Source organism: Streptomyces sp. 378, from assembly GCF_030124145.1.
In the GTDB taxonomy this organism is placed as follows: domain Bacteria; phylum Actinomycetota; class Actinomycetes; order Streptomycetales; family Streptomycetaceae; genus Streptomyces.
This window is the reverse complement of record NZ_JASKMS010000036.1, coordinates 19,388-37,205: the sequence shown is the minus strand read 5'-3', so window position 1 is coordinate 37,205 and position 17,818 is coordinate 19,388. Positions and strand designations below refer to the sequence as shown.

Below are 17,818 nucleotides of genomic sequence, written 5' to 3'. Positions count from 1 at the left end.
TCGGCGACGGCTCACCTCAGCGGCTGGTTCAGGTACGGGTCGGCGGCGGCTCACCTCAGCGGCTGGTTCAGGTACGGGTCGGCGGCGGCTCACCTCAGCGGCTGGTTCAGGTACGGGTCGGCGGCGGCTCACCTCAGCGGCTGGTTCAGGTACGGGTCGGCGGCGGCTCACCTCAGCGGCTGGTTCAGGTACGGGTCGGCGGCGGCTCACCTCAGCGGCTGGTTCAGGTACGGGTCGGCGACCGCCTCGCGCAGGCTGTCCCAGGCCGCGTCGTTCGCCAGCGCCAGGTTGCAGTGCGGTCCGGGGTCGCGGTAGTTCCACTGGAGGGCCGCCTTGACGCCCTCCAGGTCCTTCAGCACCCCGGGCACCTGCGCGTACCACTCGGCCTGCCGCTGCGGGCGGGTCGTGTCCTCTGCGGTGCCGAACTCGGAGAGCATCAGCGGCTTGTCGTCGGAGATGTTCGCCCGGATCCAGTCGTGCGTGGCGTTCTGGGTCTGCGCGAAGGTCAGCCAGCCGGCGTCGTGACAGCGGTAGTAGTTGTACTGGTTGTAGCCGATCCAGTCGACGTAGTCGTCGCCCGGGTACATCTTCTCGATCGCGTCGGCGTGGTCGAGGTACCCGGTGGTGATCCACGTCCACACCACGTTGTCGACGCCCAGGTCGCGGAACCGGTCGTGGATGTGCCGGTACGCCTTCACATAGTCGGCGGGCGTGCCGCTGGCCGGGGTGCGGGTGTCCATCTCCAGATCGAAGGAGAGGAACACCTTCTTGCCGTAGTCCTTGATGCGCCGGGCCTGGACGTCGATGACCTTGTCGTCCAGCTCGCCGGCCGCGATCTGCTTCCAGGTCGGCTGCTGCCGCTTCGTGCCGCCCCACCACTTGCTCTCCCAGGAGAGCAGCAGCAGGTGGTCCTCGCCGACGCGCCGCTCCTCCGGGGTGAGCAGTTGACCCTCGCGCCGGGTGCCCGAGGGGAGGGACATGTCGTGGTACGTGTACACGATGTCGAGTGCGCGGCCCACCCGCTTCTCGTAAGCGCGCACCTTCTCGGGCAGGTCGTCGCGCTCGTGCGGCACGAACGCGCCGAACCAGGCGCCGCAGGGCGGTTCCAGGAGCTGCGTGGGGCGGCAGTCCGCCCCGGAGCCGGCCGCTCCCCGCTCCTGCGGCCCGGAGGCGTCCCGCAGGGCGAGGACGGCGACCAGGACCGCGCTGACGACCGTGGCGGACGTGATCAGCAGGCGGCGCCGGCTGGATGCCAACGGGCCGGCGGCCCGCTCCTCGTGCGGTGTCCGCGCGTGCGGTCGCTCCGGGTGCGGCGTCCTGCGGTGCTGTCCCGCGGCCGGGCTCGGCTTGCGGCGAAAGGGACGGTGGGGGCGGGTGAACCTCACGGAGCGGAACCCTTCGGTGTGCTCGGCGTCGTGCTCGGCGTCGTGCTCGGTGTCGGGGAGGCGCGCAGCGGCGGACAGAAGGCGGCGCATGTGGTCAGCAGTGTCAGGGTCAGCAGCACGCGCTGCGCGCTGAAGGTGTGGGTGGCGATCAGCACGGTCGCGACGAACATCACGGCGCCGATGCTCAGGAACAGCACCAGCATCAGCCGCTCCAGCAGGTCGGAGTGGCGGGCGAAGTCCGCGTCCCGGCGCTCCACGGGCCCTTCGGCGGGCCGGGCTCCGAGGGCGGGCGCGCAGATCCTGACCGCGGCGGCGCCCGGGCCCGCCGCCAGGAAGAGCACGACCGCGGCGCCCCGCAGCGGCGAGCCGCCGGGCAGGGCGAGCGCGGCCAGCGCCAGCCAGCCGCCGAACGGGGGCAGCATCCGGACCACGAGATCCTGCGGTGTCATCGCTCCGCTCCCCCTGCCTGCTTCAGTACGTAGAGCCATCCGGCGCTGTTCTTCGCCACCAGCCGGAACCGGGGCGAGGCGGCGACGGACTTCTGGATGCGGTTCAGCTGCGCCTTGTCGAGCTGCCCGTTCATCTCGGAGTTGGCCCACTGACCCCGGGTGAGCAGGAAGTAGGCCCGGGCCGGCCGCTCCACCCCGGCCATGTCACGGGCGAGGGTGGCGGCGGGGCTCGCGACGATCTGGTCGACGTGGCTGCGGTCGTCGTCGAGGAACCAGTAGTGGTCGACGCTCCAGTAGGAGGCGTACGCGTCCGGGTAGTTGCGGTTGGCGGCCACGACCAGCGAGCCGTCCGGCGCCTGGTCGAAGAGCTGCCGGACGAGGGCCACTTCCTGAGGCGGGAAGTAGTTGATCCGGTCCTTGCCGGAGTAGGCCGGGACGAACGCCAGCGTGCCGCCGAGCAGCGCGGCCAGCGGCACCCAGACGCCGGGTCCCCGACGGCTTCCGGCGGAGGTGGTCCGTCTGCCGCCGGCCTCCCGCGTGGCGGCGTCGGCGTCGGCGTCGGCGTCGGCGTCGGCGTCGGCGTCGGCGTCGGCGTCGGCGGCCAGTGTGCGGACCTTGGGCAGCAGCGCGGCTGCCGCGAAGAAGGCGGCGCCGGGCAGCATGAACAGCAGCACCCGGAAGATCATCTCGCTGCCGTAGCTGCTCGCCGCGAACATCGGCAGCGGGGCCGCCGCGACCAGCAGCAGGGGCCGGGCGCGGTGGCGCAGCACCCGCTGGCGCAGCACGCCGACGGTCGCGAGCAGCAGGACGGAGCCGGACAGCAGCCGGGCCGCCCAGGAGGTGGCGATCGCTCCGGCGCCGGTCGGGGTGGCGCCGTAGCCCGTCTCGACGTTGGCGCCGACGTCGCCGATGGAGCGGATCAGGTCCGGCATCGCCGCGGACAGGAAGGGCAGCGCGGCCGTGAGACACCAGGCCAGGAAGAGCACGACGGTCGTGACGGCCGGGACCCAGTCGCGGTAGCGGCGGCTCAGGCACAGGGCGAGCAGGCAGACGGCCAGCATGCCCGGGGTGAGCTGGTGGGAGATGACGATCGCCACGATCATGACGGTGATCACCACCGTCCACACGGCCTGCCGGGGCCGGCCGCCGCGCACCGCGGACCGGCCGAAGCGGCGCAGGACGACGGCGAGCACGCCCACGTGCAGCGCGTACGCCACGGACTGGGGGGAGAAGTAGTCCTGCCCCACCCAGTTGGCGACGTAGAAGAGCCAGACCGCGGTCCAGATCAGCCGCCGGTCCTCGGTGAAGGTGCGGTAGATCAGCAGCAGCGGGAGCAGCAGCATCAGGCTGGAGGCCAGGGGCCACCAGGCCATGAACATCGCCGCCGACTCCACGCCCAGCAGCCGCTGCAGGGCGGCCTGGGCGGCGAAGAAGCCCGGCCACTGGTCGTACACCGCCATGTCGCCGACCTGATCGGCCGTCTGCAGACCTCCGGCCGTCAGCAGATGGTCGATGACCGCCTCGTGCTTCCACGCCCAGGCGTACAGCGGGGTCGGATAGACCAGGGCCTGTGTGGCCCGCTCCATCACCAGCAGACCGAGCACGTACGCCGCCGGCCATGCGCCCGGCCGGCGCGCGTCGCGGACCGTGAACCAGAAGCCGGTGGTGAGCACCGCCAGCCCGGCCCAGAAGGCCGGATGCAGCGCGCTGACCAGCCCGTAGTCGTCGATCCGGGAGACGTCGGTGTGCCGCACGGCGTACGCCCAGAGTGCGAGCGCGACGAACAGCGGGACGGCGGGCCAGGCCAGTGCGCGGCGCCCGGACCGGGTGGGGGGGAGGTCGGACAGATCCGTCACCGGCGCGTGGGCGGGGCTCGACGACTCCGAGGAGGAGGGGCTGGAGGACTGGCTGGCCGTCTCGGGGCCGCTGCCGGGGGTGTTCGCGCCGCCCCGCGCGGGTGTGGGTTCCGGCGTGGATCTCTCCCTCGGTGTGACTGGCGGACGCACGGTGGTTCCCCCCTGGCGGTTCGGCTCTCTCGGCTCTGTTCGGTCTGTTCGGTCTGTTCGGCTCTGTGCTTGATCAGTGGTGGGGCCGGCCGCTCGGTGGTCCGTCGGCCGTTCGGTCGGCTGTGGAGGCTGAGGTGCGCGAACGCGACCGGGCCGAGACGGCGCGCTGGAGCAGCAGGAGCAGCACGAGGACGGCGAGCAGGGGCGGCGCGACCGGTGCGAGCGCGTCACGCCACACCCAGCCGCCGACCGCGACGAGATACAGGACCCCCCAGCGCCCCGGCCACGGCAGCCGGCCGCCCGCGCTCGCGAGGAGCAGTCCCAGCGGCAGGAGACACATCACCTGGCAGGCCGGCGGCGCCCAGCGCAGCAGCGGCTCGGGCCCGTCGAGCCCCACCGCCTGCGCCAGGAAACCGGCCGTCTTCTCGTACAACGCCCCGTCCACCGGCCGCGGTTCCCGTCCGAGGGCGGCCGGTGCGGCGTGGAGGGCGAGCAGAGCGGCGCCCAGCGCCGTGCCCGGCAGCCACGGGTCGCGCCGGGTGCTCAGCGTGACGGCGGCGACGAACACCACGAGCAGCAGGCCGCCCGCGGTGAGCGACGGCAAGGGCATGCCCTCCAGCAACTGACGTCCGCTCAATGCCGCTTGCGAGGCGCCGTCCGGCCACGGCAGGTCCCGCAGCGGTGCCCAGAAGAACACGGTGGCGACGGCGAGCAGGCTCCACAGGGCGCCTCTCAGCCGCCGTTCCCGCGCCTCCTCGTCCGCGAACGGCTCCCCGGACGGGGCCGGTGGTTCCCGGGTCGGCCCCTCCGGCCGCACGATCAGCGCCAGCGTGTCCGCCTGCAGGGCCTCCCGCTCGTATCCGGGGCGCCCTATGAACAGCGTGACGGTGTCCTGGTCGCCGTCCCCGGGCCGGTAGGCGGCCCGGCGGGCCCAGGTGGTGCCGTACCCGGCGGTGGCGTTGAGTTTCGCCCACTGGGTGCCGTAGGAAGGGCCGGCGGGCGGGCGGACGGCGGGTGCGCTGTCGTGGGGGCGCAGGGCATTGCGCAGCCCGGCCGTGGCGACGACCGCGATCAGCGTCATGCTCAGCAGCACCGCCCACCCGGCGCCCGCGATCCCCGACGGGGTGAACAGCACGGCCGCGCTGCCCAGCACCAGGGCGCACATGGCCCCTTGGAGCGCGGCCAGCACTCCTGTGCGCCCCTGGACGCGCAGTACGCCGATGTACAGCTCCACCACGACCCGTGGCAGTGCGCCGAGGGCCAGCAGCCGCAGCACGGTCGAGCCGTGCTCGGCGTAGTCCGGGCTGAAGAGGGTGAGGATCTGCGGGGCGAAGACGACCAGCACCAGCACGACCGGGACGAGCAGCAGCGTCATGCGCCGCAGAGCGCCCCGCACCCCGTCGGCGAGCTGACGCGGGTCGTGCGAGGCGTGCGCGGTGAGGGACGAGGCCATGTTGATGGCCATGAACTCCATCGTGCCGCCGACGGTGTAGGCCACGTAGAAGTAGCCGTTATCGGCGGCGCTGAAGCGGACCGCGACCATCACCGGCAGCAGGTTGATCATCGCCAGGCTGAACAGCGCGCCCAGCGAGTCCCCGGCCAGGAACCGGCCCATGTCCCTGATCCTCGAGGGCTCTTTGCCGCGGTCGGCCTCCGCCTGGCGCGGGATGAGCCGGCGGAAGATCAGCCAGCCCAGCGGCAGGGTGGAGAAGGCGATCGCGACCGCCCAGGAGACGAAGATGCCGAGCACCGGCAGCGTGCCGGCGAACACGGCCAGCAGCGCCAGCTTCCCGACCGAGAACACCGCGTTCCCGGCGGGCACCCACTCCGCCTTGCGCAGCCCGGTGAGCACCCCGTCCTGGAGGGTGAGCAGCGCCCAGGCCACGCATGCCGCGACGAACACCGCCCCGGCCACGGGTGTGCCCAACGGCGCGTAGGAGGCCCCCCAGGCGTCGAGCGTGAGCAGGAAGACGGCGGCCGCCAGCGCCACGATCAGCGAACTGGCCACGTACGTGCCCCACACCAGACGCCCGGTCTCCCGGCCCGCGCGCGGGACGAAGCGGACGACGGCGCCGATCATCGTCGTGGCGGTGATGCTGGCGAGCAGCCGCATCGCGGCGATCGCGGCCGAGCCCTGGCCGACGGCCTCCTCCGAGTAGTAGCGGGCGGCCACCAGCCAGAACCCCAGGCCCAGTACGGCGGAGACGCCGGTGCTGAGCATGAGGAAGTAGGCGTTCTTGAACAGCGAGTCGTGGGTGTGGTCGGTGCCGGCAGGCCGCGGTCCGCCGCCGTCGGCGCGCGCGGCGGCGGGCTCGTGCACCTGGATCTCAGCCACGGGACTGTCCCAGCCCTCCCGGTGTCGGCTCGTTCCCCGGCAGTTCTCCCGGCGCCCGGACCGGTCGCGCCCCGGACCGCTCCAGCACCTCGACGACCGTCCGCGCCCGCAGCGGGTCGACGGGCAGCGCGTGCCGCGCGAACCAGCGGGCCGCCTCGGGTGCCGGTGAGGGGTCGGTGAACTCCGCCCCGGCGTAGTCGTCCAGAGGCGGGTCGTAGAGGTAGCCGACGACGATGCCCTGCCGCGCCAGCGCCGCGATCGCCGCGTCCCGGTCCGCCACGAACAGCGGGACGCGGAACAACGGCTGCGTCACCGAGCCCTCACGCGGCTTGGCCCAGGGCGTGGACAGCAGCACTGCGGTGCCCGCCCGGCAGGCGTCCAGCACGTCGTCCAGCCGGTCGAGCCCCCGCCCGACGCGCCGCAGCCGCAGCCGGCCGGATGCCAGGCGGTAGTCGTGCATGTCGACCCGCAGCCACGGGTGGTGGGCGTCGAGCCCGGGCGCCTCGGGGGCGGCGAGGGCGAGTTCGTCCGGGCGCAGCGGCATCCGGATCTCCTCGCGGTCCGCCAGCCCCAGCAGCCGGATCGCGGCCCAGGCGGCGCGCCGCAGCCGCAGCCCGCGCACCGTCGCCTCCGCGTAGGGCCGGATCAGGTAGGCGAGTTCGGCGCTCGTCCGGCGCGGTGCGAGCAGCCCCGCGCAGGTCTTCTCCACCGCTTCCCGCAACCCCGGATCGGCGAGCGAGAGCACGCCTCCGGCCTTGGCCCCGACGTGCTTGGACAGGCTGAACACGGAGGCCTCGCCCCACGCCCCGACCGGCCGGTCCCCCACCCGGCTGCCGATCGCGTGGGCCGCGTCCTCGAACAGCGGGATGCCCAGCGCGTCGCACTTCTGCCTGAGGCGCGGCGCCGGGTCCGGGTTGCCGTACAGGTTCGTCGTGAGCACGGCCGAGACCGAGCCCCACACCTCGTCCGGCACGGCATCGACGTCGATGGACGCGTCGAGCGGGTGCAACGGCGCCTGCACCGGGCGCAGTCCGGCCGCGAGCACGACGAAGAAGATCACGTCGTCGTTGACCGGCGACATCAGCACCCGTCCGCCGGGCGGGCACCAGTGGCGCAGCGCCACGTACAGCCCGAATCGGCACGACGGTACGTACACACATTCCCGGCCGAGCCGGACGCGCATGGTCTCTTCCAGCCGCTTCGGCTGTGCACCATGCCGCACCGAACCCGGACCGGCCGCCCCTATGGCCATCCGCCCCCCAGATGTGCCGTGGGAAAGCCCCCTCCCCGAGGCCTTCCGGCACCCGCCCAGAGTCGCCCCGTTCGCACCGCTCCGTCAAGATTGCGTCGCGTCCTGTGGATAACTTCCGGCTCGTACGGATGTGCCGTCCCGCCCGGCGCGCCGGAGCCGCCCCGTCCGGTCCCACCCGGACCCACCTGCCCCGTTCGCCTCTTCGCGCCTCCTCGGACTCTGCCCAGGACCGGCGTGTCACCCGTAACGTGTGGCACGACCACGAACACGTGGCGACGACATGGCACACCCGAAAGCGAGGCAGCACCCGATGCCCCCCTTCGATGTCCCCGAGGGCGACCCCTTCGGCCCGCACAACCTGCCGTACGGCGTGTTCTCCCTGCCCGGCTCGTCCCACCGGACGGTGGGCGTCCGGCTGGGCGACCATGTGCTGGACGCGGGCGCGGCGGCCCACGCGCTCGGCTCGCCGTACGCCTCCCTGCTCGCGCGGCCGACCCTCAACCCGCTGCTGGCCGCGGGGCGCACGGCCTGGTCCGACGTGCGCCGGGCGCTGACCGCCTGGGTGACCGTGCCGTCCCACCGCGAGACCGTCGCACCCCTGTGCCACCCCCTGTCGTCGGTGACCCTGCACCTGCCCTTCGAGGTGGCGGACTACGTCGACTTCTACGCCTCCGAGAACCACGCCCGCAACGTCGGGCAGATCTTCCGCCCCGACGCCGAGGACTCCCTCACCCCCAACTGGAAGCACCTGCCGATCGGCTATCACGGCCGCTCCGGCACGGTCGTCGTCTCCGGCACGGAGGTCGTACGCCCCTCCGGCCAGCGCAAGGCCCCCACCGACGCCGCTCCCGTCTTCGGCCCGTCCGTCCGGCTGGACATCGAGGCCGAGGTCGGTTTCGTCGTCGGCGTGCCCTCCCGGATGGGCGCGCCGGTGGCCCTCGGGGACTTCCGCGAGCACGTGTTCGGGCTGTGTCTCCTCAACGACTGGTCGGCCCGCGACATCCAGGCCTGGGAGTACGTGCCCCTCGGCCCGTTCCTCGGCAAGTCCTTCGCCACCTCGGTGTCGGCGTGGATCACGCCGCTGGACGCCCTGGAGGAGGCGCTCGTGACGCCTCCGGCCCGGACGCACGAGCTGCTGCCCTACCTGGACGACGGCGACGAGGAACCGGGCGGCTACGACCTGCGGATCAGCGTCGCCGTCAACGGCCACGTGGTCTCCGAGCCGCCCTTCTCCACCATGTACTGGACGGCCGCCCAGCAGTTGGCCCACATGACCGTCAACGGCGCCTCCCTGCGCACCGGCGACCTGTACGGCTCCGGCACGGTCAGCGGCCCCGCGGAACGCGAGCGCGGCTCCCTGCTGGAGCTGACCTGGAACGGCCGCGAGCCGCTCGAACTCCCCGACGGCAAGCGGACGTTCCTGGAGGACGGCGACGAGGTGACCCTCTCGGCCTGGGCGCCCGGGCCGAACGGCGTGCGCGTGGGGCTGGGCGAGGTGACGGGGCGGGTGGTCCAGGGCTGACGCCCCGCGGCCGACGACTGCCCCTCCGGTCACTCTCGTTGCCGCTCGGCCCCTGACGCACACCGCCCGGCCCGTCATACTGGGCACAGGGCGGTGTGCCCGCACGTGCGCCACGCTCGCCGTGGTCACAGTGCGCCCGGGGACCGCCCTGCTCCGCACGACCCGTAGCCGCCCCTCTTCCGACGAGGAACCGGAGCCCGTGGCCATGACCGTCTGCCTGCTCCTGCTGAGCGTCGTCGCCGTGACGGCCGCCGTTCCCGTCCCCCGCGCGCTGACCCGGGCCGCGTGGCCGGAACGGGAACCGGTGGTGGCGCTGTGGGTGTGGCAGTGCCTGGTCGCCACCGTCCTGCTGGCCTGCGTGACGGCGCTCTCCCTGGGCGCCGCCGCCGTCTTCGGCACGGTGCGCGCCCAGCTCTTCGCCCCGGCACCACCGGCGGTCACCGCCGCGTACGACCTGTCCACCGCCCCGCCCTGGGCCGCCGCGCTCACCCTGCTGCTGGCCTGCGGCGCCGCCTGGACGACAGCGATGCTCGCCCGGGAGCTCGTCGAGGCCCGCCGGCGCCGCGCCCGGGCCCGCGCCCACCTGCGCGAGCGCGCCCCCGACCTGCCGGCCGGTCTGCCCGCGGCGCGCGGTCCGCTGCTGGTCCTGGAGGACGAGTACCCGGACGCCTGGTGGATGCCCGGAAGCCCGCCCCAGCTGATCGTGACCACGGGCGCCCTGCACCGCCTCACCCGCCACCAGCTCGACGCCGTCCTCACCCACGAGCGGGGCCACGCCCGGGCCCGCCACGACTGGCTGCTGCACCTGTCCACCGCCCTGGCTACCGGCTTCCCCCGCATCCCGCTGTTCGCCCACTTCTGCGACCAGACCCACCGCCTGGTCGAACTGGCCGCCGACGACACGGCCTCCCGCCGCTGCGGCCACCTGACCACGGCCCTGGCCCTGATCGAGCTCAACCAGCACCGCGGCGTCCTGTCCTGCGCCTCCAGCCACCGCCTGCTGGGCGAGCGGGTCGACCGGCTCCTGGAACCGCCGCCCCGGCTGGGCCGCCGGCACCGGGCCCTGACCACCACGACGGCCGCGCTCGTGCCGCTGCTGCCCCTGCTGATCGCGTTCGCCCCGGGCCTGACGGCACTGTCGTAGCCGGGCCGGCCCGGCGGTGGACGGCTCTCGCCGTGACGGTCGGCGCGGCCGCACCGGCCGGACGGCCGGCGGCGGATCCGGGCACGGGCCGGCCAAAGGGCCGGCTCACTCTTGCCACCGAGGAGGCCCGGGCGGCCCTCGCCACGGCGACGACGGACTCCGGCGCGGAGGTCAGGGCGTACGCGGGGCGGGCGCCGGCACCGGACCGGCCCTCCACCCCCGGGTGGCCTCGGCCGGCGCCCGGCCCTATATCCAGTCGTCGGGCTCCGACTCCTCGTCCGCCTCCGGCCAGATGTCCGGCTCACCCGCGTCCTGGCGCACGGTGTGAGCGGAGGTCCGGGCCGGAGCCGGGTCCGCTGCCGGAGCCGCGTGAGCCGGTCCGCCCAGCGACGCGAGCACTTCCAGCACACCCTCCCCGTACGTCGCCAGCTTCTTCTCGCCGACCCCGCCGATCCCGCCGAGCTCCCCCACCGATGTCGGCCAGGCCACGGCGATCTCCCGCAGCGTGGCGTCGTGGAAGATCACGTACGCCGGGACGCCCTGCTCACGGGCCTGCTCGGCGCGCCAGGCGCGCAGCGCCTCGAAGGCCGGCAGCAGTTCCTCGGGCAGCTCGGCGGCGACCGCCTTGCCCTTGCGCTCGCCCCGCCCGGAGCCCGAGGACGACGCCCCCGACCGGGAGGTCACCGGCTTCTTCGGCTCCTTGCGCAGCGGCACGTCCCGCTCCCGCCGGAGCACCGCCCCGCTGGCCTCGGTCAGCACCAGCGTGCCGTACTCGCCCTCCACCGCGAGCAGCCCCTGGGCGAGCAACTGACGGATGACGCCCCGCCATTCCCCCTCGGTGTGCTCCTCGCCGATGCCGAACACGGACAGCTGGTCGTGGTCGAACTGGATGACCTTGGCCGTCCGCTTCCCCAGCAGGATGTCGACGATCTGCACCGCGCCGAACTTCTGCCCGCGCTCGCGCTGCAGCCTCACCACCGTCGACAGTGCCTTCTGCGCCGCGACGGTGCCGTCCCAGGTCTCCGGCGGGGTCAGGCAGGTGTCGCAGTTGCCGCAGCCGGACGGGTCCGGGTCCTGACCGAAGTAGGCGAGGAGCTGGCCCCGGCGGCACCGGGCCGTCTCGCACAGCGCCAGCATCGAGTCCAGATGGGCCTGGGCCCGGCGCCGGAAGGCCTCGTCGCCCTCACCGGACTGGATCAGCTTGCGCTGCTGGATGACGTCGTTCAGCCCGTAGGCCATCCAGGCCGTCGACGGCAGCCCGTCGCGGCCGGCCCGGCCCGTCTCCTGGTAGTAGCCCTCGACCGACTTGGGCAGGTCGAGGTGGGCGACGAAGCGGACGTCCGGCTTGTCGATGCCCATGCCGAAGGCGATGGTCGCCACCACGACCAGGCCGTCCTCCCGCAGGAAGCGGGACTGGTGGGCGGCGCGCGTCCCCGAGTCCAGGCCCGCGTGGTACGGCACCGCCTCGACGCCGTTGCGGCTGAGGAACTCGGTGGTCTTGTCCACCGAGTTGCGCGACAGGCAGTAGACGATGCCCGCGTCGCCCGCGTGCTCCTCACGCAGGAAGCTCAGCAGCTGCTTCTTCGGGTCGGCCTTGGGCACGATCCGGTACTGGATGTTGGGCCGATCGAAGCTCGCCACGAAGTGCCGGGCCGTCGGCATGTTCAACCGCTCGGTGATCTCCCGGTGCGTCGCGTGGGTGGCCGTCGCCGTCAGCGCGATCCGCGGCACGTCCGGCCAGCGCTCGCCCAGCAGGGACAGCGCCAGGTAGTCGGGCCGGAAGTCGTGGCCCCACTGGGAGACGCAGTGCGCCTCGTCGATCGCGAAGACGGCGATCTTGCCGCGGGAGAGCAGATCGAGCGTGCTCTCCAGCCGTAGCCGCTCCGGCGCCAGGTACAGCAGGTCGAGCTCGCCGGCGAGGAACTCGGCCTCGACCGTCCGCCGCTCGTCGAAGTCCTGCGTGGAGTTCATGAACCCGGCCCGTACGCCCAGCGCACGCAGCGCGTTCACCTGGTCCTGCATGAGGGCGATGAGCGGGGAGACGACCACGCCCGTACCGGGCCTGACCAGGGACGGGATCTGGTAGCACAGCGACTTGCCGCCGCCGGTCGGCATGAGCACGACGGCGTCGCCGCCGGCCACGACATGGTCGATGACGGCTTCCTGCTCACCGCGGAAGGCCTCGTAGCCGAAGACCCGGTGCAGCGCGAGAAGCGCCTCGCTCGCGTCGGCACCGAGGGGCCCGGCGGGATCACCGCCCGTGCCGATCCCGGCTCCGGTCACCGCGTCCAGTTCCGTCATCACACCTGTCCCGCCCGTAGCGCCCGTCATTGCGTCCCCCGTGCGTCGCCCTCGACCACTGCGTCCACCATAGGCGCCCGCACCGACAGCTCCGGAGTTGTCCACAGGTCCCGTCCGTGGAGCGGTGCCCATACGTGCGTTCGACATGGCCCGACGGGCAGCCCGCCGTCCCGGAAACGCCGCGGGACCCGGCTCCCGAAGGAGACCGGGTCCCGCGCAGACGCGGCGAGGTCAGCGGACGAACACGCCCGCCTGCCCCGCCAGGTCCAGGAAGTACTGCGGCGCCACACCGAGCACCAGCGTGACCGCCACGCCCACCCCGATCGCCGTCATCGTCAGCGGCGACGGCACGGCCACCGTCGGGCCCTCCGGCCGCGGCTCGCTGAAGAACATCAGCACGATGACGCGGATGTAGAAGAACGCCGCGATCGCCGACGAGATCACACCGATGACGACGAGCGGGGCGGCCCCGCCCTCCGCCGCCGCCTTGAACACGGCGAACTTCCCGGCGAAGCCGGACGTCAGCGGAATGCCCGCGAAGGCCAGCAGGAACACCGCGAACACGGCCGCCACCAGCGGGGACCTGCGGCCCAGGCCCGCCCACTTGGACAGGTGCGTCGCCTCACCGCCCGCGTCGCGGACGAGGGTGACCACCGCGAAGGCTCCGATCGTCACGAACGAGTACGCCGCCAGGTAGAACAGCACCGACGAGACGCCGTCGGGCGTGGTCGCGATGACACCCGCGAGGATGAACCCCGCGTGCGCGATCGACGAGTACGCCAGCAGCCGCTTGATGTCGGTCTGGGTGATCGCGACGATCGCACCGCCCAGCATGGTGACGATGGCGACGGCCCACATGACCGGCCGCCAGTCCCAGCGCAGACCCGGCAGGACGACGTACAGCAGCCGCAGCAGCGCGCCGAACGCCGCCACCTTCGTGGCCGCCGCCATGAAGCCGGTCACCGGCGTCGGAGCGCCCTGGTACACGTCCGGCGTCCACATGTGGAACGGCACCGCGCCCACCTTGAACAGCAGACCCATCACCAGCAGCGCGGCGCCGATCAGCAGCAGCGCGTCGTTGCCCATGGTGTCGGCGAGCGCCGGGTTGACGTCCTGCACGGTGCCCTCGACGACCTGCGCGATCGTGGCGTACGACATCGAGCCCGCGTAGCCGTAGAGCAGCGCGATGCCGAACAGGGTGAAGGCGGAGGCGAAGGCGCCGAGCAGGAAGTACTTGACCGCCGCCTCCTGCGACATGAGCCGCTTGCGGCGGGCCAGGGCGCACAGGAGATACAGCGGCAGGGAGAGGACCTCCAGCGCCACGAACAGCGTCAGCAGATCGTTGGCCGCCGGGAAGATCAGCATGCCGGCGACGGCGAACAGCAGCAGCGGGAACACCTCGGTGGTGGTGAACCCGGCCTTGACCGCGGCCTTCTCGCTCTCGCTGCCCGGCACGGCGGCGGCCTGCGCGGCGAAGGAGTCGACGCGGTTGCCGTGCACCACCGGGTCCAGGCGCCGCTCGGCGAAGGTGAACAGGCCCACCAGGGCCGCCAGCAGGATCGTGCCCTGCAGGAACAGGGCCGGTCCGTCGACGGCGATCGCGCCCATCGCCGCGATCTGCGCCTTGGTGGTGCCGTATCCGTCGGCGGCGAGCGCCACGACCGCCGCGAAGGCGGCCGTGATCGCGACCACGGAGACGAACATCTGGACGTAGTAGCGCGATCTGCGCGGGACGAACGCCTCGACCAGGATCCCGACGATCGCCGCACCGACGATGATCAGGGTGGGGGCGAGCTGCCCGTATTCGATCTTCGGCGCGTCGATCTTCGAGATCGGTTCGGCCGCGGTTGTCCACAGGCTGTGGACGGCTGTTGCGCTCACTTGGCCGCCTCCACCTCGGGCTGGGGGTCCTTCTTCTGGACGTCGGACATGGTCTGCTTGACCGCCGGATCGATGATCTGCGTGAGGGGCTTCGGGTAGACGCCCAGGAAGATCAGCAGGACGACCAGCGGGGTGACGACCACGAGTTCCCGGACCCGGAGGTCCGGCATCGCGGAGACCGCCGGTTTCACCGGGCCCGTCATCGTCCGCTGGTAGAGGACGAGGGTGTAGAGCGCGGCGAGGACGATGCCGAACGTGGCGATGATGCCGATCACCGGGTAGCGCGTGAACGTGCCGACCAGGACCAGGAACTCACTGACGAACGGCGCCAGTCCCGGCAGGGAGAGGGTCGCGAGGCTCCCGATCAGGAACGTGCCGGCGAGCACCGGGGCGACCTTCTGCACTCCGCCGTAGTCGGCGATGAGCCGCGAGCCGCGCCGGGAGATCAGGAAGCCCGCGACCAGCATCAGCGCGGCCGTCGAGATGCCGTGGTTGATCATGTAGAGCGTCGCCCCGGACTGGCCCTGGCTGGTCATCGCGAAGATGCCCATGATGATGAAGCCGAAGTGGGAGATCGACGCGTAGGCGATCAGCCGCTTGATGTCCCGCTGTCCGACCGCCAGCAGCGCCCCGTAGATGATGCTGATCAGGGCGAGGACGAGGATGGCGGGCGTGGCCCACTTGCTGGCCTCCGGGAAGAGCTGGAGGCAGAAGCGGAGCATCGCGAAGGTGCCGACCTTGTCGACGACCGCCGTGATGAGCACGGCGACCGGGGCGGTGGACTCCTGCATGGCGTTGGGCAGCCAGGTGTGCAGCGGCCACAGCGGCGCCTTCACCGCGAACGCGAAGAAGAAGCCGAGGAACAGCCAGCGTTCGGTGTTGGTCGCCATGTCGAGCGTGCCGTTGGCGCGGGCCTCGGCGATCTCCTGGAGCGAGAAGTTCCCGGCGACCACGTACAGGCCGATCACCGCGGCCAGCATGATCAGACCGCCGGCCAGGTTGTAGAGGAGGAACTTCACCGCCGCGTACGACCGTTGGGTCGCCGCCGCCTTCTCGCCGTGCTCGTGGGCACGGTCCCCGAAGCCGCCGATGAGGAAGTACATCGGGATCAGCATGGCTTCGAAGAAGATGTAGAAGAGGAAGACGTCGGTGGCCTCGAAGGAGAGGATCACCATCGCCTCGACGGCGAGGATCAGGGCGAAGAAGCCCTGCGTCGGCCGCCACCGGGTGCTGCCGGTCTCCAGGGGGTCGGCGTCGTGCCAGCCCGCGAGGATGATGAACGGGATCAGCAGCGCGGTCAGCGCGATCAGCGCCACCCCGATGCCGTCCACACCCAGTTCGTAGCGGACGCCGAAGTCGGCGATCCAGGCGTGGGACTCGGTGAGCTGGTAGCGGTCGCCGCCCGGCTCGAAGCGCACCAGGACGGTGATCGCCAGGGCGAGCGTGGCGAGCGAGAAGAGCAGCGCCAGCCACTTGGCCGCGGTGCGCTTCGCGGCCGGTACGGCGGCGGTGGCGATCGCCCCGACGGCCGGGAGCGCCGCTGTCACTGTCAGCAGAGGAAAGGACATCGGTATCAGACCGCCCTCATCAGCAGGGTCGCGGCGACGATGACCGCCGCACCCCCGAACATCGAGACCGCGTAGGAGCGGGCGAAGCCGTTCTGCAGCCTGCGCATCCGCCCGGACAGGCCGCCGACCGAGGCCGCCGTGCCGTTGACGACGCCGTCGACCAGCGTGTGGTCGACGTAGACCAGGGACCGCGTGAGGTGCTCGCCGCCGCGGACCAGGACGACGTGGTTGAAGTCGTCCTGGAGCAGGTCGCGCCGGGCGGCCCGGGTGAGCAGCGAGCCGCGCGGGGCGACGGCCGGGACCGGGCGGCGGCCGTACTGGGCCCAGGCGAGGGCGACGCCGATGACCATGCACGCGACGGTCGCGCCGGTGACCACGCCCGCGCTGATCGGCGGATTGCCGTGACTGTGCCCGGTGATCGGCTCCAGCCAGTGCAGGAACCGGTCGCCGATGCTGAAGAACGCGCCGCCGACCACCGACCCGACGGCCAGCACGATCATCGGGATCGTCATGACCTTGGGCGACTCGTGCGGATGCGGCGGGGTGTACTCGCCGCGCGTCTGGGCGGCGGGCTCCGCGCTCGGCTCGGCCGGGGACGGCGTCGGGGCGTGGCGCCAGCGCTCCTCGCCGAAGAAGGTCATCAGCATCACGCGCGTCATGTAGAACGCGGTGATGGCCGCGCCGAGCAGGGCGCAGGCGCCGAGGATCCAGCCCTCGGTGCCGCCCTTGGCGAACGCCGCCTCGATGATCTTGTCCTTGGAGAAGAACCCGGACAGGCCCGGGAAGCCGATGATCGCCAGGTAGCCGAGGCCGAAGGTGACGAAGGTGACCGGCATGTACTTCCGGAGTCCGCCGTAGCGGCGCATGTCGACCTCGTCGTTCATGCCGTGCATGACGGAACCGGCGCCGAGGAACAGGCCGGCCTTGAAGAAGCCGTGCGTCACCAGGTGCATGATCGCGAAGACGTAGCCGATGGGGCCGAGGCCCGCGGCGAGGATCATGTAGCCGATCTGCGACATGGTCGAGCCGGCCAGGGCCTTCTTGATGTCGTCCTTCGCACAACCGACGATCGCACCGAACAGCAGCGTGACCGCGCCGACGATGGTGACGACCAGTTGCGCGTCCGGGGCGCCGTTGAAGACGGCCGCGGAGCGGACGATCAGGTAGACGCCCGCCGTCACCATCGTCGCGGCGTGGATGAGGGCCGAGACCGGGGTCGGGCCCTCCATGGCGTCCCCGAGCCAGGACTGCAGCGGTACCTGGGCGGACTTGCCGCACGCGGCGAGCAGCAGCATCAGCGCGATCGCGGTCAGCTTGTCCTCACCGGCGGCACCGGCCAGCCCGGCCTCCCCGTGGCCGCCGAGCACCGGCCCGAAGGCGAAGGTGCCGAACCACAGGAACATCAGCATGATCGCGATGGACAGGCCCATGTCGCCGACGCGGTTGACCAGGAAGGCCTTCTTCGCGGCCGTGGCGGCGCTGGGCTTGTGCTGCCAGAAGCCGATCAGCAGGTAGGAGGCCAGACCGACGCCCTCCCAGCCGACGTACAGCAGCAGGTAGTTGTCGGCGAGGACGAGGATCAGCATCGCCGCGAGGAACAGGTTCAGATAGCCGAAGAAGCGGCGGCGCCGCTCGTCGTGCTCCATGTACCCGATCGAGTACAGGTGGATCAGCGATCCGACGCCCGTGATCAGCAGCACGAACGTCATGGACAACTGGTCGAGCTGGAAGGCGACGTCCGCCTGGAAACCCTCGACCGGGATCCAGCTGAACAGGTGCTGGCTCAGGACGCGGTTCTCGGCGTCCCGGCCCAGCATGTCGGTGAACAGCACCAGGCCCAGCACGAAGGAGACGGCCGCGAGCAGGGTGCCGAGCCAGTGGCCGACGGCGTCCAGCCGCCGTCCGCCGCACAGCAGGACCGCCGCTCCGAGCAGGGGCGCCGCCACCAGCAGCGCAATGAGGTTCTCCACGATTC

Annotated in this window: 11 protein-coding genes; 2 read left to right on the top strand and 9 right to left on the bottom strand. The window is 72.2% G+C overall.

Annotated elements, in window-relative coordinates:
* Positions 1–206 precede the first annotated feature (206 nt).
* The 5 genes from QNO09_RS34155 to QNO09_RS34135 form a co-directional block, all read right to left on the bottom strand.
* The gene (locus QNO09_RS34155) at positions 207–1,475 is read right to left on the bottom strand and encodes a glycoside hydrolase family 26 protein (protein ID WP_283974111.1); all 1,269 of its coding nucleotides are present in this window, start codon (positions 1,473–1,475) and stop codon (positions 207–209) included.
* A complete protein-coding gene (locus QNO09_RS34150) occupies positions 1,382–1,834 on the bottom strand; it encodes a hypothetical protein (RefSeq protein WP_283974110.1) in 453 nt (150 codons plus the stop codon). The genes QNO09_RS34155 and QNO09_RS34150 overlap by 94 nt, the downstream gene beginning before the upstream one ends.
* The gene (locus QNO09_RS34145; RefSeq protein ID WP_502962381.1) at positions 1,831–3,690 is read right to left on the bottom strand and encodes a glycosyltransferase; all 1,860 of its coding nucleotides are present in this window, start codon (positions 3,688–3,690) and stop codon (positions 1,831–1,833) included. Before QNO09_RS34145 ends, QNO09_RS34150 begins: the two co-directional genes overlap by 4 nt.
* Before the next feature lie 223 nt (positions 3,691–3,913).
* On the bottom strand, positions 3,914–6,175 hold the full coding sequence (locus QNO09_RS34140) for a lipopolysaccharide biosynthesis protein (protein WP_283974108.1): 2,262 nt from the start codon (positions 6,173–6,175) through the stop codon (positions 3,914–3,916).
* Positions 6,168–7,427: a DegT/DnrJ/EryC1/StrS family aminotransferase gene (locus tag QNO09_RS34135; protein WP_283974107.1), complete on the bottom strand. Its 1,260-nt coding sequence runs from the start codon at positions 7,425–7,427 to the stop codon at positions 6,168–6,170. Before QNO09_RS34135 ends, QNO09_RS34140 begins: the two co-directional genes overlap by 8 nt.
* A 310-nt stretch (positions 7,428–7,737) precedes the next feature.
* Between QNO09_RS34135 and fahA the strand changes: the two genes are divergently transcribed.
* Positions 7,738–8,949: a fumarylacetoacetase gene (gene fahA, locus QNO09_RS34130; RefSeq protein WP_283974106.1), complete on the top strand. Its 1,212-nt coding sequence runs from the start codon at positions 7,738–7,740 to the stop codon at positions 8,947–8,949.
* Positions 8,950–9,154: 205 nt separating this feature from the next.
* Positions 9,155–10,093: a M56 family metallopeptidase gene (locus QNO09_RS34125; protein ID WP_283974150.1), complete on the top strand. Its 939-nt coding sequence runs from the start codon at positions 9,155–9,157 to the stop codon at positions 10,091–10,093.
* Between the two features lie 246 nt (positions 10,094–10,339).
* On the opposite strand, the gene recQ is transcribed toward QNO09_RS34125, so the two are convergent.
* From recQ to nuoL, 4 genes are all read right to left on the bottom strand, one after another.
* On the bottom strand, positions 10,340–12,394 hold the full coding sequence (recQ, locus tag QNO09_RS34120; RefSeq protein ID WP_283974105.1) for a DNA helicase RecQ: 2,055 nt from the start codon (positions 12,392–12,394) through the stop codon (positions 10,340–10,342).
* 231 nt (positions 12,395–12,625) lie between these two features.
* A complete protein-coding gene (gene nuoN, locus QNO09_RS34115) occupies positions 12,626–14,275 on the bottom strand; it encodes an NADH-quinone oxidoreductase subunit NuoN (protein WP_283974104.1) in 1,650 nt (549 codons plus the stop codon).
* Positions 14,272–15,843 carry an NADH-quinone oxidoreductase subunit M gene (locus QNO09_RS34110; RefSeq protein WP_283974103.1) on the bottom strand — a complete coding sequence of 524 codons (1,572 nt, stop codon included), beginning with the start codon at positions 15,841–15,843 and terminating at the stop codon, positions 14,272–14,274. Before QNO09_RS34110 ends, nuoN begins: the two co-directional genes overlap by 4 nt.
* 5 nt (positions 15,844–15,848) lie before the next feature.
* Entirely contained in the window at positions 15,849–17,813 is a 1,965-nt protein-coding gene (nuoL, locus tag QNO09_RS34105; RefSeq protein WP_283974102.1) for an NADH-quinone oxidoreductase subunit L, read from the bottom strand.
* Positions 17,814–17,818: the final 5 nt, after the last annotated feature.